At 59.7% G+C, this 19,956-nt stretch carries 19 protein-coding genes and 3 pseudogenes; 16 read left to right on the plus strand and 6 right to left on the minus strand.

Going from position 1 to position 19,956, the window contains the following annotated elements; all coding sequences use genetic code 11:
- The first annotated feature begins 22 nt into the window (after positions 1 to 22).
- From NKI17_RS29665 to NKI17_RS29715, 11 genes and pseudogenes are all read left to right on the plus strand, one after another.
- Positions 23 to 1,105 (plus strand): amidohydrolase family protein, encoded by a 1,083-nt coding sequence (locus NKI17_RS29665; protein ID WP_352907158.1) that lies wholly within the window; start codon positions 23 to 25, stop codon positions 1,103 to 1,105.
- An 11-nt stretch (positions 1,106 to 1,116) separates the two neighbouring features.
- Positions 1,117 to 1,470 carry a Rieske (2Fe-2S) protein gene (locus NKI17_RS29670; protein WP_352694503.1) on the plus strand — a complete coding sequence of 118 codons (354 nt, stop codon included), beginning with the start codon at positions 1,117 to 1,119 and terminating at the stop codon, positions 1,468 to 1,470.
- A gap of 112 nt (positions 1,471 to 1,582) precedes the next feature.
- Positions 1,583 to 3,190 (plus strand): ABC transporter substrate-binding protein, encoded by a 1,608-nt coding sequence (locus NKI17_RS29675; RefSeq protein ID WP_352907159.1) that lies wholly within the window; start codon positions 1,583 to 1,585, stop codon positions 3,188 to 3,190.
- Between the two features lie 100 nt (positions 3,191 to 3,290).
- Complete coding sequence (locus NKI17_RS29680; RefSeq protein ID WP_352725706.1) at positions 3,291 to 4,337, plus strand: ABC transporter permease; 1,047 nt, start codon at positions 3,291 to 3,293, stop codon at positions 4,335 to 4,337.
- Positions 4,334 to 5,218 carry an ABC transporter permease gene (locus NKI17_RS29685; RefSeq protein ID WP_352449149.1) on the plus strand — a complete coding sequence of 295 codons (885 nt, stop codon included), beginning with the start codon at positions 4,334 to 4,336 and terminating at the stop codon, positions 5,216 to 5,218. Before NKI17_RS29680 ends, NKI17_RS29685 begins: the two co-directional genes overlap by 4 nt.
- A complete protein-coding gene (locus tag NKI17_RS29690) occupies positions 5,208 to 6,839 on the plus strand; it encodes an ABC transporter ATP-binding protein (protein WP_352907160.1) in 1,632 nt (543 codons plus the stop codon). Before NKI17_RS29685 ends, NKI17_RS29690 begins: the two co-directional genes overlap by 11 nt.
- Positions 6,840 to 7,369: 530 nt before the next feature.
- Positions 7,370 to 7,949, plus strand: a pseudogene (locus tag NKI17_RS29695) (transposase family protein); the annotation flags it as partial.
- A 540-nt stretch (positions 7,950 to 8,489) separates the two neighbouring features.
- Positions 8,490 to 8,807 (plus strand): ArsR/SmtB family transcription factor, encoded by a 318-nt coding sequence (locus NKI17_RS29700; protein WP_023678365.1) that lies wholly within the window; start codon positions 8,490 to 8,492, stop codon positions 8,805 to 8,807.
- Positions 8,804 to 9,292, plus strand: coding sequence for an SRPBCC family protein (locus tag NKI17_RS29705; RefSeq protein WP_023678366.1), 489 nt, complete (start codon positions 8,804 to 8,806; stop codon positions 9,290 to 9,292). The genes NKI17_RS29700 and NKI17_RS29705 overlap by 4 nt, the downstream gene beginning before the upstream one ends.
- A 237-nt stretch (positions 9,293 to 9,529) precedes the next feature.
- The gene (locus tag NKI17_RS29710; protein WP_352725700.1) at positions 9,530 to 9,778 is read left to right on the plus strand and encodes an MAPEG family protein; all 249 of its coding nucleotides are present in this window, start codon (positions 9,530 to 9,532) and stop codon (positions 9,776 to 9,778) included.
- 978 nt (positions 9,779 to 10,756) lie between these two features.
- Positions 10,757 to 10,894, plus strand: a complete 138-nt coding sequence (locus tag NKI17_RS29715; protein ID WP_352725698.1) for a hypothetical protein — start codon at positions 10,757 to 10,759, stop codon at positions 10,892 to 10,894.
- 583 nt (positions 10,895 to 11,477) lie between these two features.
- On the opposite strand, the gene NKI17_RS29720 is transcribed toward NKI17_RS29715, so the two are convergent.
- Positions 11,478 to 11,780 (minus strand): DUF1236 domain-containing protein, encoded by a 303-nt coding sequence (locus NKI17_RS29720; RefSeq protein WP_352648076.1) that lies wholly within the window; start codon positions 11,778 to 11,780, stop codon positions 11,478 to 11,480.
- A 1,091-nt stretch (positions 11,781 to 12,871) separates the two neighbouring features.
- Between NKI17_RS29720 and NKI17_RS29725 the strand changes: the two genes are divergently transcribed.
- Positions 12,872 to 13,084 carry a hypothetical protein gene (locus NKI17_RS29725; protein ID WP_352693751.1) on the plus strand — a complete coding sequence of 71 codons (213 nt, stop codon included), beginning with the start codon at positions 12,872 to 12,874 and terminating at the stop codon, positions 13,082 to 13,084.
- A gap of 97 nt (positions 13,085 to 13,181) precedes the next feature.
- Here NKI17_RS29725 and NKI17_RS29730 read toward each other — a convergent pair whose 3' ends face one another.
- The 3 genes from NKI17_RS29730 to NKI17_RS37100 form a co-directional block, all read right to left on the minus strand.
- Positions 13,182 to 13,418, minus strand: a complete 237-nt coding sequence (locus tag NKI17_RS29730; RefSeq protein ID WP_352907161.1) for a hypothetical protein — start codon at positions 13,416 to 13,418, stop codon at positions 13,182 to 13,184.
- A 170-nt stretch (positions 13,419 to 13,588) separates the two neighbouring features.
- A complete protein-coding gene (locus NKI17_RS29735) occupies positions 13,589 to 13,831 on the minus strand; it encodes a hypothetical protein (RefSeq protein WP_352693755.1) in 243 nt (80 codons plus the stop codon).
- Between the two features lie 493 nt (positions 13,832 to 14,324).
- The gene (locus NKI17_RS37100; protein ID WP_502894652.1) at positions 14,325 to 14,699 is read right to left on the minus strand and encodes a hypothetical protein; all 375 of its coding nucleotides are present in this window, start codon (positions 14,697 to 14,699) and stop codon (positions 14,325 to 14,327) included.
- Between the two features lie 107 nt (positions 14,700 to 14,806).
- On the opposite strand from NKI17_RS37100, the pseudogene NKI17_RS29745 reads away from it, so the two are divergent.
- Positions 14,807 to 15,330: pseudogene (locus tag NKI17_RS29745) on the plus strand (transposase); the annotation flags it as partial.
- Positions 15,331 to 15,523: 193 nt separating this feature from the next.
- Positions 15,524 to 16,375, plus strand: a complete 852-nt coding sequence (locus tag NKI17_RS29750; RefSeq protein ID WP_352693757.1) for an alpha/beta fold hydrolase — start codon at positions 15,524 to 15,526, stop codon at positions 16,373 to 16,375.
- Between the two features lie 200 nt (positions 16,376 to 16,575).
- On the opposite strand, the gene NKI17_RS29755 is transcribed toward NKI17_RS29750, so the two are convergent.
- Complete coding sequence (locus NKI17_RS29755) at positions 16,576 to 17,439, minus strand: ferritin-like domain-containing protein (RefSeq protein WP_502894653.1); 864 nt, start codon at positions 17,437 to 17,439, stop codon at positions 16,576 to 16,578.
- A 158-nt stretch (positions 17,440 to 17,597) separates the two neighbouring features.
- Positions 17,598 to 18,320 carry an RNA polymerase sigma factor gene (locus NKI17_RS29760; RefSeq protein WP_352693759.1) on the minus strand — a complete coding sequence of 241 codons (723 nt, stop codon included), beginning with the start codon at positions 18,318 to 18,320 and terminating at the stop codon, positions 17,598 to 17,600.
- Positions 18,321 to 18,630: 310 nt separating this feature from the next.
- Here NKI17_RS29760 and NKI17_RS29765 point away from each other — a divergent pair, with 310 nt between their 5' ends.
- Together NKI17_RS29765 and NKI17_RS29770 are read left to right on the plus strand one after the other, a co-directional pair.
- The gene (locus NKI17_RS29765; RefSeq protein ID WP_352725696.1) at positions 18,631 to 19,104 is read left to right on the plus strand and encodes an ABC transporter permease subunit; all 474 of its coding nucleotides are present in this window, start codon (positions 18,631 to 18,633) and stop codon (positions 19,102 to 19,104) included.
- 44 nt (positions 19,105 to 19,148) lie between these two features.
- A pseudogene (locus NKI17_RS29770) lies at positions 19,149 to 19,897 on the plus strand (amino acid ABC transporter ATP-binding protein).
- Positions 19,898 to 19,956: the final 59 nt, after the last annotated feature.

The raw sequence follows: 19,956 nt of genomic DNA on the forward strand, positions 1-19,956 counted from the left end.
TGAAGCTACGGAGCTGAGCAACGTGTTCATAGTCGACTGCGATTGTCACAATTACTGGTCAAGCGCCACTGTACTGGAGCCCTACCTTTCCGGCCTGTGGAGGGACATGTTCGTCGAAGGCGAGAAGACAGGTCCCGTTGGCGCCTTCCCGCATGGCCATCGTCCCTGGTTTCATCCGCAGGACTTCTCCCGCAAGGACGTCCGTCCGAAAACTGAAGCCGACAACTATCTCATCATGAAGGAAAAACACCTCGACAAGTACAAGGTCGACGTGGCGATCCTGACCGGCGATGAGCCGATCGAGGCGTCTACCCTCGCCAACCCCTATTATGCCAGCGCTCTCGTCAGCGCCTACAATGACTACCAGATCGACCACTGGCTGCCGAAGGACGATCGCTTCGTGGGCTCGATCATCATTGCGCCACAGGATCCGAAGCTCGCGGCCACCGAGATACGCCGCTTGGGCAATCATCCGCGCATGGTTCAGGTTCTTGCCTCGCAAGGCTCCGTCAAGCCCTATGGCGATCCGTTTTACCATCCAATTTATGAGGCTTGCGCCGAGGTCGGGCTGCCCTTTGCCATTCATCTGGGCGGCCATGGCGGCGTGAACTCGACCGCGATTGCTCCGGCCCCGACGACATTCTTCTGGGAGACCCATGCCATCCTGCACATGTCGGCCATTTCGCATGTCGCAAGCATGATTGCGCATGGCGTCTTCGAAAAATGGCCGGACCTCTACTTCGTCGTCATCGAATGCGGCGTCGCCTGGGTGCCATCGGTATTGTGGCGCCTGGACGCCGACTACAAAGCCCTACGCAAAGAGACGCCATGGCTGAAAATGCTGCCGTCCGAATATTGCCGGCGCAACATCCGCTTTTCCACGCAGCCGCTGGAGCAGCCCGCAAATATTCAGCATCTCTGGTCCACTCTCGAGGCGATGGACGGCGAAAATACGCTGATGTTTGCCTCCGACTATCCGCATTGGGACTATGACGATGCCAACACGCTGCAAATCCCTCCTGCCTGGAAGAGCAAGATCATGGGGCTGAATGCGCTGGAGGTTTACAAGCGCATCCCGCGCGCGCAAGCGGCGAATGCTGCCTGAGGAAGCAGACGATGCCCGAGAAGACATACATCTGCCGCGTCGACGAGATCGAAACCGGGTCTCCTTTCATCGCCAAGATCCGCAGCCTTTCGGTCGGCGTTTTCCGCATCGGAGATTCATTCCACGCGCTGCTGAATGTTTGTCCGCACCGCGGCGCTCCGCTTTGCGAGGGGCCGCAATGCGGAACAACTGCACCGGTCGAAGGGGCGCAATTCATCTATCACCGCCAAAACGAGATCGTGCGCTGCGCCTGGCATGGCTGGGAATTCGACATCAAATCAGGTGCGGCCCTGGTCGATCCGTCCGTTCGCGCGCGCACATTTCCAGTCACCGTCGAGGCGGGCAGCATCTATGTGACGGCCTGATCGAGGTGCGGATTTGAGCGGTCAGAAGAAAGGGTGATCGCGGCTGACGAGCAGATTTCTTCACAGGTGCTTGACGAACAATAACGCGGAAAATCCGCAATGGGAGAGTCAAATGTCAGAATCTGAATACAAGCTTGCTATCGCTCAAAGCCTGATTGGTCGCGGCAAGATTTCTCGCCGCGACTTCATTCATCTTGGGCTGGCCGCGGGGCTGAGCGTCGCCGCTGCGGACAAGCTCTTCGTCAGCACGGCACGGGCCGAACCGCTGCAGGGCGGCTTCGCCAAGCTGGGCATGGCACATGGCGCAACAACGGATTCGATCGATCCGGCCGGCTACCCGGATACGTTCACACAAACCGCGTTCTCGGGCTCGATGTCCAACAGCCTCACCGAGGTCGACGCGAAAGGCAACGTCCATCCGGACCTTGCCGAGAGCTTTGAATCATCCGACGGGGCCAAAACCTGGGTCTTCAAGCTGCGCAAGGGCGCAATCTTCCACAACGGCAAGAATGTGACGGCGGACGACGTCGTGACTTCGCTGCGCTACCATATGGGCGACGAAACCAAATCGGCGGCGAAGCCGCTGCTTGAACCGGTCGCCAGCATCAAGGCGGACGGCCCGGAGACGGTTGTCTTCACGTTGAAGAGCGGCAATGCCGACTTCCCCTACATCATGAGTGACTACCATCTGGTCATCATGCCGGCCAAGGACGGCAAGGCGGATTGGGGATCGGGCGTTCGCACCGGTGCTTTCGTGCTCGAGAACTTCCAGCCCGGAGTTTCGGCCAAGCTCAAGCGCAATCCGAACTACTTCAAGAACGGCAAACCCTATCTCGACGAGGTGGAGTTCATCGCCATCACCGATCTCGCCGCTCGCATGGCCGCGTTATCGACAGGGGAGGTGGACTATATTGGCCGCGCCGACCTCAAGACCCTCGGCATGTTGAAACGCAATCCCAAGGTGGAGATCGTCGAGGTCACCGGCTATGGCCACTATACGTTGCCGATGAATGTCACGATGGCGCCGTTCGACAATCCAGACGTCCGAATGGCTTTGAAATGGGCGATCAACCGTCAGGAGATCGTCGACAAGATTTTTCTCGGCCACGCCACTGTGGCCAACGATAACCCGATCGCGCCGGCAATCAAATTCGCCACGAATCCGCAGCCGCAACACAGTTTCGATCCGGAGAAAGCCAAGCATTATCTGAAAAAGGCCGGGATGGAAAAACTGAAAGTGGACCTCTCGGTTGCGGATGCCGCTTTTGCAGGCGCTGTGGACGCGGCTGCGCTCATCCGCGAGACGGCCGCCCAGTGCAGCATCGACGTAAACGTCGTGCGTGAGGCCGAGGACGCCTATTGGGATAATGTCTGGCTCAAGAAACCTTGGTGCGCTTCCTATTGGAGCGGTCGCGCGACGGCCGACTGGATGTTCACGCAAGCCTTCGCCGCGGACTCCAGCTGGAACGAGTCGTTCTGGAAAAATCCCCGCTTCAACGAGTTGCTTGTCCAGGCGCGCGCCGAGACCGACGAGGCCAAGCGGGCGGCAATGTATGCCGAGATGCAGCAACTGACCCATGATGATGGCGGCAGCATCGTACTGGTCTTCAACAATTTCGTCAGCGCCAAATCCAATAAGCTCGCACATGGCGAAGTGGCGCCGAACTGGGAGAACGATGGACTGAAGATGGCCGAACGCTGGTGGATCGCCACTGCGTGAGAGTGCGGGCCGGACCCGCGATGGTTGCGAGGGTCCGGTTGGCCCCGGTGTGCCCTGCCGGATGTGGCAGGGCAGCGGCCGCAACGGGAAACGCGTGCAAATGAACCCCGTCGCAAGAACGGTTCTGCAGCGCCTTGGCCTCGGCCTGGTCACGCTGTTCATCGTCTCCATCATTATCTTCTCGGCGATCGCAATGCTGCCGGGCGACTTCGCCAAGGCGACGCTCGGGCAATCCGCGACACCCGAAACGGTCGCCGCCTTCCAGCGAGAAATTGGCATCGACCGTCCGCCTGTCGAGCGCTACTTCGTCTGGGTCGGGCAGATGCTCCACGGGGATTTCGGCTCTTCGTTCGCGAGCCGCACCGGGTATCGGCGCACCGTGGCCGAGATCATCGCGCCGCGCCTCTACAATACGATGTTCCTCGCGTCGATGACCGCGCTGATCGCAGTTCCGCTGGCCCTGGGACTTGGCGTCCTCGCTGCGCTCTACCGCAATGGCTGGTTCGACCGGCTGGTGAACGCAGTGACGCTGACAACCATTTCGTTCCCGGAGTTTTTCGTCGCCTATATGCTTGCCTACCTGGTCATCTCGCGCGACACGTTCATCGGATCCGAGTTCGCACAATCCCTGCCGCAATGGCTCGCAGTGTCACTGAACTGGATACTCAACGCAGTTCCCAAATTCCCGACCTTGTCCAACGTGAACGACCAGACGCCGTTCTGGAATCACGTCTGGAGAGTAGCTTTGCCGGCAACCACGCTTACGCTCGTCATCGTCGCCCACATGATGCGCATGACACGAGCGGCGATCATCAACATGCTGGCAAGCCCCTATATCGACATGGCGCGGCTGAAGGGAATGTCGCCCATGGCCATCGTACTCAGGCATGCCTTGCCCAACGCCTGGGCTCCGATCGTCACGGTGGTGGCGTTCAATCTTGCTTATCTGGTCGTCGGAGTGGTCGTTGTCGAAGTGGTGTTCGTCTATCCCGGCATCGGTCAACTGATGGTTGATGCGGTCAAATCCAGGGATGTTCCGGTTGTCCAGGCCTGCGCCCTGATTTTCGCGGCGACCTACATCCTGCTCAATCTGACTGCCGACATCATTTCGATCGCCACCAATCCAAGGCTCTTGCATCCACGATGACCAGCTACGAACCCATCGCTCAGGTTCACAGGCTGAGGCGCTCGCGCGCCACCCGGGCCAAAACGGCGCTGAAGAAGGCACCCTTCAGTGCCTGGTTCGGCATCCTCGTCATCATCGGCTATGTCATCGTTGCGGTGTTCGCGCACTGGATCGCCCCATACGGCGAAACGCAGGTCTTCAGCGAAGCCTTCGCACCGTGGAGCCAGCAGTTCAAACTGGGAACCGACCAGCTCGGCCGCGATATGCTCACACGCTTGATTTACGGTGCGCGCAACACCATCGGTATCGCCGTCGCGACCACACTGCTGTCCTTCGCCGTCGGCGTCTCGCTCGGCCTTCTTGCCGCATTGTACAGGGGATGGCTCGACCAGATACTGTCGCGTGCGGTGGACGTGTTGATGTCGATCCCAAGCCTGATCTTCGCCCTGGTGCTGCTTTCGATCTTCGGGTCGTCGATCACCAGCCTGATAATCATCATTGCGCTGCTCGATTCCACCCGCGTCTTTCGGCTCGCACGCGCCGTCGGGCTTAACGTAGCAGTGATGGAATATGTCGAGGTGGCGCGATTGCGCGGCGAAGGCCCGAAATGGATCATCGCCAAGGAAATCCTTCCCAATGTCATGCCGCCGCTGGTCGCCGAGTTCGGCTTGCGATTTTGCTTCGTATTCCTCACGATCGCGGCACTGTCCTTCCTGGGCGTCGGCATTCAGCCGCCGACCGCCGATTGGGGATCGATGGTGCGCGAGAATGCAACCCTGATCACCTACGGCGATGTCACGCCGCTGCTGCCGGCCGGCGCGATTGCCCTCCTCACGGTATCCGTGAATTTCGTCGTCGACTGGTTCCTGCACGCAACAAGCGGGTTGCGGGATGAAAGGTAGCGGTCCGGCCTCGCGCGAAAAAGGTAAGGATCTACTTCAGATCCGCAATCTCCATGTGGAGGGCTTCTCGGACGAGCGATGGCATCCCATTGTCCGCGGGGTCGATCTGGCGCTGAAGCGGGGGGAGGTTCTTGGCCTGATCGGCGAGTCAGGCGCCGGCAAATCCACCATTGGCCTCGCCGCGATGGGTTACGCCAAGCCGGGCTGCCGTATCACACAGGGCTCGATTCTGTTCGACGGGCTCGATCTTCTGGCACTCAGCGAAACAGGGCGGCGTCGCCTCAGAGGCTCCCGTATCGCCTATGTCGCACAAAGCGCCGCGGCCTCTTTCAATCCGGCCCACCGGCTCCTCGACCAGACTGTCGAAACTGTGGTGGCGCATGGGATTGCCAGCCGAGAGAAAGCGAACCGGAGTGCCGTCGATCTTTATCGGCGTCTTCAGCTTCCAGACCCGGAGACCATCGGCTTTCGCTATCCTCATCAGGTTTCCGGCGGACAGTTGCAACGGGCAATGACCGCGATGGCGATGGCCTGTCGTCCGGACCTCATCGTCTTCGACGAGCCAACGACGGCGCTCGATGTGACGACGCAGGTCGAAGTTCTCGCCTCCATTCGCAACATCGTGGAGGAGTTCAACACCGCTGCAATCTATGTGACGCATGATCTGGCTGTGGTGGCGCAAATGGCGGACCGCATCATGGTTTTGCGCCATGGACTAACCGTGGAGGAGGCTGAAACACGCCAGATGCTCGCCTCGCCCACCCAGGAATATACCAAGACGCTCTGGGCCGTGCGCAAGCTCGCCAAGCCCGAAGTTCCGGCCGATGAATATCTGCTTACGATAGACAACGTCACCGCGGCTTACGCGCGGACGGTCAAGGTGCTCCAGGATGTCTCCATCAAAGTTCCACGCGGAAGAACAGTGGCTGTGGTCGGCGAATCCGGTTCCGGGAAATCGACGCTCGCACGCGTTGTTACCGGCCTGCTGCCCCCGCTTTCGGGGTCGATTTCCTTTGCCGGTCAGGCCCTTTCTAAGACCCTTAAGTTGCGCCCAAAAGAGATCCTGCGCCGCATACAGATGATTTATCAAATGCCCGACAACGCCCTAAATCCGCGCCAGACGGTCGAAGAAGTCATAGCTCGTCCGCTTGAATTCTATCTTGGCCTCAAGGGAGCGCAGCGGGATCGGCGGATCGGCGAACTCATGCACATGGTCGAGATGAGCGAAACTTACCTGGATCGTCTGCCGGCCGAACTGTCGGGGGGCCAGAAGCAGCGCGTTTGCATCGCCCGAGCGTTGGCCGCCGATCCGGAACTGATCATCTGCGACGAAATCACGTCTGCGCTCGACCAGATTGTGCAGGAGGAAATCCTCAAGCTGTTAATGCGGCTTCAGCGCGAGCTCGGCATGAGCTACATTTTCATCACCCATGACATTGCCACCGTGCGGGCGATCGCCGACGAGATTGTGGTCATGCACCAGGGGAAAGTCGTTGAGCAGGGATTAAAGAGCGAAATTCTCACGCCGCCGCATGCCCCCTATACCGAACGGCTTTTATCCTCCGTGCCGGAAATGGATCCGGATTGGCTGACAAGGCTGCTGGCCAGCCGGAAGATCTGACGGAGCGCAGCAGGTGTTTTCGATAAGACGAGAACCGCGTACACTTGTCGCCTGATCTTTGTCTCCCGCTAAACAATAGTCCTTACTCGTTGCACGCTTCGCATGAAGCGACGCTAATCCGAGCCCTGGAGCCCGCCAATTCACCGCGCGTGGCGCTTTAAATATGCTGACGACAAGAAGGTCTGCCACCTTCCGTATTGAGCTCCGGATGGATCGCAGCTTCGGTCAACAAAGAGAAGTGACTCGAACGTCCGCGGTGGGGCGCATTGCCGCCCGGCCGCTGTAGGGCCGAGAGCAGACCGGCACCTTCGGAGCCCTGCAGGAAGATAGGGACGTTCCAGTCCGAGCTGACGTGGCAGGCTAACCTAAAACGGACTGATCGATCTGACAGGTGGGACCCTTGGGCAGCCCTTATGTCCGCTGTCGTGAGGCGGACTGGCAGGGTTGGTTAGCGAAAAGCTCAGGTCGACCAGATGTTTGATCCCAGATTTTGATGGGGCATCCTTGTCCTCCGAATCAAGTGATGCGCTATGGGCCAGGTTCTGCATGGGCACGCCACGACGACAGAGGCGGTCCTCGAGCGATACAGAACAGTCAAGAGAGCCTGAGAGCGCTGGCGAAGCGCTACGGGATCAACCAGAAGACTGTTGCCAAATGGCGGGAACGGACCTCGGTGGCCGATTTGCCGATCGGTCCGAGAGAGCCTAGATCGACAGTGCTCTTGTGCGAGGAGGAGGCCGTCATCGTCCCTTCCGGCGCTACACTCTGCTGCCGCTCGACGATTGCCGCTACGCGTTGCAGCCGACGATCCCGCATCTGACGCGCTGTTCATTGCACCGCTGTCTGCAGCGCCACGGCAGCGGCCGATTGCCGGATGTCGAGGGCGACAAGCCGGCGAAAAAGAAGTTCAAGGCCTATCCGATCGGCTTCTTCCACGTTGATATCGCGGAGGTTCGAACCGAACAGGGCAAGCTACACATGTTCGTCGCCATCGACCGAACCGCGGGTTCGCCTGTCGAGCTGCACGAGAAGGCTCCGACAGCCATTTCCAAAGAGTTTCTGCTACGCCTGATCGCGACCGTCCCCTACAGGATCCACACCGTTCTCAGCCAGCCATTTCGCGGCGGAGGTCCGCCCAAAGATGGCGGCGTTGAAGTTCGCTCAATGCACCGACAGTGGCGGCAAACCGGAGCGGTCGTGACGAGACATGAGATGCTCGATGACGTCTCGCTGTACTGGCTCACAGAATCCGGGGCTTCCGCCGCACAGATCTATTGGGAAGATCATTCCAACAATTTCAACGCCGTGACATTGTGAAGATGCCCGTGGCGGTGACCGTCTTCCCCGGGGAGATCTATCGCGCGAGCGCAGCTGGGTCGAGCGCTGCTACAACAACCTGGTCTACTTCAGCAACGCCGAAAACGGCGGACATTTCGCGGCATGGGAGCAGCCGGAAATCTTCACCCAGGGACTTCGGGCGGCTTTCCGGTTGCTGCGCTGATTGAGCAGTGGAGGCGGCGTACCTTACATTTAGTCACCGAGTAGCGCGCGACATCACCTGAACTTTTAACGACGGGGTCTGGACCAGGGCTGAGTTCCGTCGATCCCTCCAGGTTGACAGCGCAGGCCCATCGATTTAAGTTCGCGTTAGTGGCCACTAACGCGAAACATTGGACAGCGCTCGGAGACTCGACGAGGCGCACGATATTCGAATTGTTGGTCGAACAGCCTTGTTCGGTCAGCGGACTTGCTCGTGTGCTGCCTGTAACCAGGCCGGCGGTCTCTCAGCACTTGAAAGTGCTCAAGGATGCCGGGCTTGTGGCCGACACGCGCTCAGGCAAGGAACGAATATACCGTATCGATCCGGACGGCCTAGCAAGTCTGCGCGCGGAAATCGATCAGTTCTGGAGCAAGACCCTGGCGAGCTACAAACTGGCCGTCGAGCACCCAAAGAAGGACCAGCCATGAGCAAGCTTCCTGCAACCGCGCCCGTAAGGCATTTCGTCGTTGTCGAGGCACCTATCGCGCGTGCCTTCAAGGTCTTCACCGAGGATTTCGGGAAATTCAAACCTCGCGAGCACAATCTTCTTGCCGTACCGATCGCAGAGACGATCTTCGAACCCTGGGTCGGGGGCCACGTTTACGATCGCGGCGTGGACGGCAGCGAGTGCCGCTGGGCTCGCGTGTTGGCTTACAATCCCCCCAGCCGGCTGATTCTGAGCTGGGACATCAGCCCTCGGTGGCAGATTGAGAGCGACCTGAACAAAACCAGCGAATGGGAAGTCCGGTTCACGGCTGAGACGGAGAACCGAACCCGGGTTGAGATCGAGCACCGGAATCTCGAACGCCATGGCGAAGGCTGGGAGGGCGTGCGCGGGGGGGTTGATAGCGATCAAGGCTGGCCGCTGTACTTGCGGCGGTTCCACGACCTTTTCCCCGGTGCGACCGCCTGACACCGCTGGCGACTTTGAGGGCGTGACTGGCAAGAACCGTTTGGTCCACTGCGATCCCAGTGAGTGGAGACAAGACGGAAGTCTATTGTTAAGCGTTCTCGGCGTGCTCGCGCTCTGTTTGCTATCGGTCGTATTGGCAGTCTACTCAGGTTCGTCCAAGGGTTTGCAGGAGCGCTGGCAGGACCGGTAGTCCCAGCAGACGACGAGAACCGGCTCTAAAGGATCGACCGCGTTCACATGAACTCGGTCGAGGCGCTGGCGCCCCTTGTCGTGCCCTCGGCGCTAGCCATGATGGTTGGCGTTGAACCGGCCACTTTGGCGATATTGGTCTGGACCCACGTCGCGATACGCCTCCTCCACCTGGGAGTCTACCTGCGCGGCGGAAACGCCGCCAAGGGAGGTAGTGTCAGAACGATCTTGTACGTCTCTGGCGCGCTGGTCACGTTTGTCCTTATTCTTGTGACTGGATGGGCAGCACTCAAGTGACGTTGGCGCCACTCCTTGGAGGCCACAGGGAAAGAAGTCGTTCCACTCCAAGCAGCATCCCCACCCCGATAAGAGCTCCTGAGCATGCAGGGGACGTTCGGCCTCTAGCAGGCTGTTGAAGAAGCATCCCGTTTGGCCTTGAGGATAGCCTCATGCAATCCTTCTTCCGTCTGACCTGATCAACCCCAGCCGCCTCCCCCGCTTCCACCGCCGCCGCCACCAGAAGGAATGACAGGCGCAGGAACAGGCTCGTCCGCAACCGGTATAATCACTTTCTTCGCGATTTTTTGTTTGCGAACGGGCTTGACGACCTTCGGCGGAGGCACCCGGCGGACAATCTTCGGCTGGGGCGTTTCGAAACGTCCATACCCTGGTCGACCATCCTCGTTGAGGGATGCTGCAAAATCTGCTCCGCCGGCAAGCGTGCGGGGATAGCTGCATATCGAGGCAGAGAAAGTACCACAAAGCACCGGGCTGTGCGTGCGACGGATAGGGCGCCGACCCGGCAATCAGCCAATGACACCGAGGAATGGGTCAGCTACGCTGACGCGGCGGCGGACTTGATTCCGCCTGGCCGGCACCTATCCCATGCCCTCCCCCGCTCCCGATGGGTGCCGGCCATCTTCAGCGCGACGCGAGCGCTTCAGTTCCCCCGGAGCTTAATCGGATCCCAGCCTCACCGGCCGCCGCTCGTGCAGGCATGCGCCCCGACCGTGCTGAACAGTGCGTCTTTGCGTGCCGCCGGATGGAGCGGCAGGTACTTAGCTCCGCCACGGGGCTATGATCCGAGGCGGGTAGGCCGCCGAGCAATGTCCCTTCATCGGTGGTCCGCCGGGTGCCCACTGTATGCCTCGATCGATATGATGCCTTTAACAAAGCGGAAAGAACTGTGACCTTATCCAGAGCAGACAGGACGTAGATGAGGTCGCAAGCCGACCCGCAAATGACAATCAAACTCCTGACCCAACAAATTTCTCGATGGTTGATCTCATTTCGTCGAGCGACGAGGAGGTCTCTGCACTCGTCAGGCGAACCGAGCGCCTTGCCATTACCGTGACCACACTAATGGCGATCTTCCTGATCTTCGCACCGGTGGTCTTCATTGCTCTGATGTAGCCTCCTCTCAGTTGCTCGGTGCGGATCTTGCTCTGGGCATTGGGTGGGCCGGCATGTTCCTGGACCTACTTCCGAAGGTGCTCGCGCATCTCTCGATTGCTGCTGACGAAAGCGCTGCCGACGTATTGCGCGTGCCGATCTCAGGCGAGTGCCGGCATTCCCGGCTCGCACTCGGCGCCCGGCATTTCGAACTCACTTTCGGGGCCTGCAAATCTTCCGCGCTCCCGGCGGGGGCATGGCCAAGTGCGTGTGCTTCTGGAAAATCCCAATCGTGTCGGTATAGGTAATCCGGACCTCGCGTCCGCACCCCTCGCACTTGTAATGGGAAACAACCTGGAACCAGCCGCCGTTCTTGACGAGCGAAGTTGCAATGCGGGCATTGGAAAGTCAGACCGGCAGAGGATAGAATGGGAGAGAGGGACATTGCAGCGCCTCGCATTCTGGAGAGCTCAAAGCTTGTCCAGCCCGTCAACGAAGGATGCGGCTATCAAATCGTCGGCTTCAATTCCCCCCTTGCGCTTCTCCGGTCGCGACCTTCCCGCCGTACCTTTCGGAACGGCGGGCTGTCCTCTGAGTCGTCAGGTCACTGGATGATCTTGACGATCTTGCGTGTGCCCGGGTCGACAACGACGGTCCGATCGTCGACGACCGTATAGCGATACTTCTTGACGTTAGGCACTTCATGAAGCTCGACCGTATCGGGCAACGTCGAACCGATATTGAGCTCCACTCCAGGGACTTTCACCGATGCGAGCGGCTGCTTCTTGACATATTCCTTGATGACGGTTTCCTGCTCAGGCTCGATGACGACGTCCTGAGCGGCTACGGCGCCGACACCTGCAAGCAGCAAGAATCCCGCGACTGCGGTGGAAAGATGAATTCTCATAGCTATCTCCTTGTGGGCTCGTGGGCGCAAAACATCGCGCCAAAGCGCCCCAAACCTGCAGCTTCTCTAGACGTTCCAAACTGAGCCTTAAGGCTTGCGTGCGTAGGACCTAAGTCTGAGTCGCTGCGCGCAATGGCCCCCCACAGTGTAGCCGTCCGGAACTGCGTCTGTTCGTACTCGTTGCGGTCCCTCAAGGGAGGAGCCTATGGAGAACAGTGTTCACGAAGCTCGCTGGCTGCTTGCACCGGTTTTCGCCATCTCCCTCACCTGCTTGGTGATTGGAATAGTCGCGAGTTGATGGTCGTTAGCCAGAAATGACGCTCAAAAAGTCCCCAGAAATTGTATTTGCGCAGCTAGAGTCCCTTCCTGCGCTGATGGGATCCGCCCGCCAAATCGAGGAGTGGCGGGCGGATTCTCATTTGCAGCTGCTGAGTGAGTAGGAAAACGGAAATGAACGAGAACAAGGGCAACCAAGCCTACGTCGACCGAGGCCGCCTATCGATCGATCGATGCGTTTTATGAGGTGGAACGTTTCGCGCGGAAAAATTGCATTTCGCCAAGTCAAGTCAGCAAACTGATTAAAAAGATCGGCAACGACCGCCAGACCCTCACCAAGGCAGTGAAAAAGCTGCGAGATCGCCATTGAAAAACCCGCCGCACTCCAACCAAGAGTTGGGGATTCCATATCCGGCCTCATGTTCGCTTTTTACACACCGTTCACTCGTGCATCCTGACGGGCACTATTTTTGATGCATCAGCTACTACAGCGACGGTCTTCTGAATCTTGGGGGTTCAAAATGCCTTTCAAACGAGCCGGTCTATACCCATCCGATCTGGACCTTTTCCAACGCGTTTTTCGACCAACTCTGCAGTGAGGAGAAGATCGCCCGCTCCTCCCAAGCTGACCAAATGCTCGCAATGCAAATAGTTGGCGTCTTTCGAGAGACAGGCTCGAACGACACCGATCTGCCCGAGCTCGTGAGAGCGAAACGTAGCATTCTTCGTCCCAAAAATTCCCCAGCCGCTACTCCATAGCGGCGGGAAAGATAAGCGTTACGAAGACGCCTCGGGACTCATATTCGGACCTCAGCTTGTTCCATGACATGACCTTGCCAGGCGCCGTTTTGCTTCTGGAGCCCGATGATCTCATGGTGCCGCTCGACGATCAGACCACGGCAGCGAGGATCACTGCTTGCCTCGTACTGGACCATGTGGAGGCTGAGCCATTGGCGCTCGCGTACTTTGCCGAACCCTGGTGTTTCTCCAGCCCGGCGGATGAGGCAGCCGTTTTTCGCCGGTGGTGAGTTCATTGATGGCCTTGGAGAACTCGTCAAAATGCTGACGAGCCCGAGCGAACGCCGCATGAGTCCGACCTCGCTCTGTCGCTACATCGGTGTGCGGCTAGCGGCCAAAAGGCTCAAACCGTGCGGCTGTGTCCGTGCTGCCAGGATCGATCTTCGCCAACCGCGATCTCGCCTCGGCCACGCGTCGTTGCGCAGCCTGGATCGTGCTGCACAGCGCGAGGTTGATACCGACACCGCAGTCTTCATCCAGCATTTCATTTGCACGTTCGAGGGAGCGTTCGGCCCGGTTAAGCCGCTGTCGGGCTCTCGCCAGTTCCATATCCAAAAGTTCCATTATTCCGAATCCATTGCGGTCCCTTCGATTTGTAAACCGCTTGTGGTCGACGTTGGTTCCGGCTGTTCGCGAGCGTGTCGCTCAGACGTCGATGTGGCGGGCACGGTTCTGGAGCGAGAGTGGTGGCGCCGGTGGCCTGAAGATCGCGACGAACGAAACGCCGGCCCAGTTCAACCCGCGCGACGTCCTTCAAAGCTGGGGGGATCGATCTTCACCAATCGGTCTGCGGCCTCGACCGCAGTTCGTATCCTTCTGCAGAGCGCGAGATTTTCGGCCAGCATTTCTTCAGTGCGTCGAAGCGCGAGCTCGGTCCGGTGGATGCGCTGCCTGGCATTGGCAACTTCCGATGTCAAAATATCGGCCGCCATCCCGTGGCCGTGGGGTTCCATAGTGTCCATGGGTTTGTAATACATGGGGGGCGATATCGTTCCCTGTTGTCGTGCGAAGCGGGGTATCGCAGCGTTCTGGATTGCGACTGGCGAAAAATGAAGGCCTCGAGCGTTCATCGACTGACCATTGGAAACGGCACCTGAAAACTTCACATTGAACCGTTCATCGGAACGACGCTGCTTTCCCACATCACGGTGCCGGCGGTGCGCAAGTTCGCGGACAAGCTGCGGAACGAAGCAACGAAGGCCGATTGCAGACGATGGCCCGGAAGGCTCTCGGTTCGCTTGGGGCGCTTTGCTCTGACGCGCAGGAACGCGGCCTGGCCACACGCGATCCGGTCAGGGCCTCCGCCGCGCGCGGCGCAGAGGCAAGGAGCGCTAGGCGGAAAAGCGACAGAAAAGCAAGCGCAATATCAGCGTCGACATACCGACGCGCGAAGAGATCAAGGCCATTCTTGCCTCATCGACGGGACGCTGGCGCCCGCTTCTCGGCACTGCCGTCTTTACCGGCACGCGATCATCGGAGCTTCGCCGGCTGCGATGGAGTGACGTGGATTTCGAGCGAGCACAGATTAGCGTTCACCAGCGCGCCGACGACTATGGGGCGATCGGCCGGCCAAAGCCTGAAGCGGGAGAGAGAACGATCCCTGGTTGGAAGCTCGCCTGCCCCCGTCGCGTGACTGGCAACGACGCCGCGGGCAATCCCGTCAGGGAATTGCACTAGGTGTTCCCGATAGCAAGCGGCAATATCGAAAGCGGATCGAACATCACCAAACGCGGTTTCCTCCCAACGCAGGTGTCGGCTGGCGTGACTGTCGCGAGCGAAGAGAGAAACCAGGACGGCGAAGTCGTCATGGCGGCCAAGTATGGCGGCATGCACGCCCTTCGCCATTTCTCTGCATCATGGTTGATCAATCGGCCAGAAGGTTGTGGGCTCGGCCTTCCACCAAAGGTCATCCAGGAACGGCTAGGGACATAGCTCGATCGTGATAACCATGGACGTCTGCCCATGAAGGCATCAAGGCGGCCGTCACCAAGGTGCTGTGCGCGATCTGGCAGAGGTGCCGCGTCCACTTCATGAGGAACGTGCTGGCCCATGCCGGCAAGAGCGGGCGCCGCGGTCTCCGCTTTCATCGCCACCGCCTTCGCCCAGGAAAACGCCCGGGGCCGCAAGCACGCAATGGCGCGCCGTCGCCGACCAGATCCGGCCGAAGGTGCCGAAGCTGGCGACAATCATGGACGACGCCGAGCCCGACGTGCTTGCCTACATGACTTTCCCCAAGGAGTACCGCGCCAAGCTGCACTCGACCAATCCGATCGAGCGCTTCAACGGCGAGATCAAGCGGCGCACCGAGGTCGTCGGCATCTTCCCAAATGATGACGCCATCGTCCGCCTGGTTGGCGCGATCCTGCTCGAACAGAACGACGAATGGGCTGTGCAGCGCGCCAGATACATGACGCTGGAAACCATCAGCCAAATGAGCGATGATCCTCTGATCAGCCTGCCAGCCGTGGCACGCTGATCAGCCCGGCCCCGTGCCGGAGAGCGCGGCGACCAAGCCGTCAGCTACACCACTCCCTGGGACACGATCTTGCTTTGCAGCTCCCTATGGCACATGGCGAGCTTGAGATCGGACCGGACGACGCAAGATTGCCAAGGCTGGCGGCGATACTGAGGTGAGATCCCCTAGGTGTCATCCGGTGCGCAGCGAAATATTGAAACTTGATGATTTGGTTCTGGCCGCCGACGTGACCGGCAATCCGCAGCATCCGGCACTGCTGCTGCTACACGGTTGGCCACACAATCGTCGGGTCTACGACACTGTGATCGACGCCTTCGCGGCGGATTTCTACGCAATTGTCCCTGATCTGCCGGGCATCGGCGAGTCTATCGGCGCTCCACGAACCGGCGAAAAGGCAGTGCTCGCGGATATCGTCCTCACGGCTGCGGAAGAGCTTGGCGCCAAGGACATCGTGGTCGCCGGGTTTGATGTCGGCGGCATGATTGCCTTTGGATCGGCCCGCGAACATGGGGCGCGCATACGCGGCGCGGTGGTAGCCCATACGGTCTTGCCGGGCAGCGAACCCTGGACGAAGGTGATCAGCAATCCGCATATCTGGCATTTCGCCTTCCACGCCATACCGGAGCTGCCCGAGGTGCTGGTTACCGGTCACGAACGGGAGTATTTTGACTTCTTCACGAATTTCCTTGCCGGGAGGAAAGAGGCGGTAACGGAGAAACACCGAGCCGCCTTCACCAAAGCCTATGAACGACCGGAGGCATTGAAGGCCGGCTTCGACTGGTATCGAGCGTTCGAGGCGGACGCCAAGAAGAACATGCGGCACAAGCGGATCAGGACGCCCATGCTTTATCTGCGCGGCAACGCGGACGGCCGCGGAATCGAGGACTATGTTGCTGGGATCGAGGCAATTGGTGCCGAGGCCTTGACAGGTAAGGTCATCAGCGGAGCTGGCGAGTTCATGCCCCTCGAAAAACCGGAGGCATTCGTCCAGGTCGTGCGCGACTTTGCGAAGAGCGCTGTGTCGGCTAGGGCCAAGGCAGCGTAGCGTTGTACTACCCGACGAGCCACAGCAATGTCGTCAGCGCGAGGATTCACTCATGGCGCATAGAAGGGCCGAGGTTCGCTTGTGGCGAAGCTGACGATCCGTGGCTCCCATTATCATCATTATTCATGGTCTTTCTCCGAGAGCAGCCGATATCAGGCCGCTCGGTTTCCGGCGGCCGATCGTCACCCGTCGCAACTGGCTCAGGTGCTTTTGAGCGTGCCGTTCATCCCTTCCGGATAGAAGCCGCCCTTGCTCACTCCGTCCTTGTCGGTGAGGTAGACGATCCGGAGCACCTGTTGCGGTGTTCTGGTGAAGGCGATTGCGTCCGGCGTTGAAGGAACGATGTTGGCTTTGCCGTCCACCTGGATCCCCTGGTCCTTATCGTCCGATCCGTCGATTTTGTCTCGGGCATCGGAGACAGCGTTGGCGGCCTTCCAGGCTTTCTCTCCCTTCCGGTATAGCGTAGATCGCGCCATTCCCATGTGGTAGGCCTCGACCGCCAGGATGCCTGCGGCGGCGGCGAGGAAGTCTTTGTTTTTCAGAACTGTCGCCGCACCCGCATAGGCGGTGACGCCGACATCCTCGAACAGCATGCCGCCGAGAACGAAGTTCGTTTCGTTACCGAAGGGATCGAAGTCCCGCCCGAGGCCAGCTGCCTCCGTAACCGCCTTGAACCCCGCATCGAAATCTATGGCCGGCCTGTCGACGGCGTTCTTTGCAAGCGTCTTGCGGTAGAATCGGACGTGCGCAAGTTCGTTTTCAGCAACTTCCTGCATGAATTGGCCGATGGCGGGTGTTTCGAAGGACACTTTCTTTCCGCCGACGACATCGCCCGGTTTCGAGCCGGCATCGGCGTCGTCGATACCCTTTCCGGTGGTGCCGCGGAGGTAGTATTCAGCCTCCATATATTCGAGATTGAGCGCAAAGCGGAAAATGTCCTCGTCCGATATGTCCTGTGCCAATACCGGAGAAGGCCGCGCGATGCCGCCGAGTGCCGCTCCGGCACCGAGTACGACAAGTCCCTGAAGCGACTGACGCCGGGATAGGTGAAGTGCGCCCTGCATAGCGGTCTCCTATGTTTGTTGATTCAACACCGCTGTCAGCACCGCGGCGCCGAATGCATTTGCCCGACGATTAGATGGTCCGGGGCGCCGAAATATTCCCGTGTCCCGCTACAAAAGCCCCGCGAAAGAAGCCGGCGTAATCTCGGCGTGGACTGCGTCTACGTGCGCTCGGTCGCCACATTCAACAGATGAGTATTCTTTCGAACCAGGCTGATTGCGAGCCGATCTAAGACTGATTGCGCGAGGCGGTCACAACGGGCGCCAGCGAAGAGAAACGTATCCGTGAACACGGTGGTGAGCTTGTCACGCAGCGCCTCGCGAAGCAGCCGGCGTGCGCGATAAAGGCGGGTGCTCACTGTCTGAGGTCGCAATGCCAAAAGAAAAGCCGTTTCCTCAATGCTCATTTCCTCAACGTCCCGCATGACAAAGACGATGCGAAAGGGCTCTGGCAGGCCACCGACGGCCCCCTCCAGGAGGCCGCGGATTTCAACGAGCGCGGCTGCTTCTTCGGGATCAGGGTTGTGGGCGCTGAATGGAGCGACCATGCCTTCGATGGCTTTCACGTCGACAGTGGGCCGCCTTTTCCGGCGGCGTCCCAGCGCCTCGTTCAGCGCGATCCGGGTGAGCCAGGTCGACAGCCGCGCCTCCGCGCGGAATTCGGCCAGATGGGTGAAGGCGTGGATATAGGTCTCCTGAAGTACGTCCTCCGCCTCAGTGTCGTCATTCAGGACGGCGCGGGCGACCCGGTGAAGCCGCTGATTGTGACGCTTGATGATTAACCAGAATGCGGCGGGGTCACGCTGACGCGCGTGTTCAACCAGCCCCGCGTCGTCAAGGTCTTCGATCCTCACTGCCTCGTTGGATCCGGTCGGCTTCACCATAGGCGGTCCAGATGCATCAGCTTACTATGAGATAAGCGTTTTCCGGGTTTCGGTCTGCAGCCCTGTGGAAACTTGGGACTCTAGCGAACCAGAGGTCTGCTCACCACCCAACCGCGACGTAGAACGCTCCACGGCAGTAGGGCGGAGCCGAACCCTTCCGCCGGCTCGGTCGCGCCAGAAGCAGTCACTCCGTAGCGAGCCCTTGAATGACCGCAATGAGGCCGATGAACGAACCCGCTGGCCTGTGGCCCGCGGGTTCCTTCCTCGGGTACTTGCGTACGCCTGCCGGCGCCCGACCGGGCTGCCGCTCTTGTCCATCCTGTTCGTGGCATCGATCATGATGCCGCTGTTCCTGCCCGAAGCCTTGTTGCCCGACAAGTTCGTGCGTGCGCTGGTCGCCCTCACCATCTTCGCCGCGGCCTATCTCGCCGAGGTGATCCGCGGCGGCCTGCAGGCCATCCCGAATGGCCAATACGAGGCCGCGGCGGCGCTCGGCCTGCCCTTCTGGCGCACGCAATATCTCGTCATCCTGCCGCAGGCGATCCAGGTGGCGATCCCGGCGCTGGCCAACACCATCATCGTCATGATCAAGAACACCAGCCTTGTCCTGGTGGTCGGCCTGTTCGACCTGATCAGCTCCGGTAAGGCGGCGCTGGCCGACCCGGACTGGCCGTCGCCGGCGGCCGAGACGTTCCTGTTCATCGGCGCGATCTTCTTCGCACTCTCGTTCTCATTCGCCCGCTTCGCCGACTTCCTGGAGAGGCGCGGCCCCACCGCTCACTAGGAAATGTTGTGATGTTATCATCCGCCGCCAAGCGCGTTCCGCCCATGCCCGATCCCAATGATCCGCCGGCAATCGAAATGACCGGGATGAACAAGTGGTACGGGAACTTCCATGTGCTGAAGGACATCGACTTGACAGTCCTTCGCGGCGAAAAGCTGGTGATCTGCGGGCCCTCGGGCTCGGGCAAGTCGACCATGATCCGTTGCATCAACCGGCTGGAGGAGCACCAGCAGGGACAGATCGTCGTCGACGGCGTCGAACTCACCAATGATTTGAAGAAGATAGACCTAATTCGCCGCGACATCGGCATGGTGTTCCAGCATTTCAACCTGTTCCCGCACCTGACCATTCTGGAGAACCTGACGCTGGCGCCGATCTGGGTGCGCAGGATGCAGCGCGCACAAGCCGAGCAGACCGCCATGCATTATCTGGAACGGGTGAAGATTCCGGACCAGGCGCACAAATATCCCGGCCAGCTTTCAGGCGGTCAGCAGCAGCGGGTTGCGATCGCGCGTGCGCTCTGTATGAGCCCGAAAATCATGCTCTTCGACGAGCCCACGTCGGCACTCGATCCGGAAATGGTCAAAGAAGTGCTCGACACCATGGTCGCGCTGGCTGGGGATGGCATGACCATGCTGTGTGTCACGCACGAGATGGGATTTGCCGCCAGGTCGCCGACCGCATCGTCTTTATGGACCAGGGCGAGATTGTCGAGATGAACACGCCCTCCGAATTCTTCTCGCATCCGCGTCACCAGCGCAGCAAACTGTTCCTTACCCAGATCCTGAACTAGCGAACCTCTTCCGCCAGCCCAAGCGTCGGCCGGATGAGCAGACGCAAGTCAGAAATCTG

Origin of the sequence: Mesorhizobium sp. M0816, from assembly GCF_040320005.1 — a bacterium.
GTDB lineage: Bacteria > Pseudomonadota > Alphaproteobacteria > Rhizobiales > Rhizobiaceae > Mesorhizobium.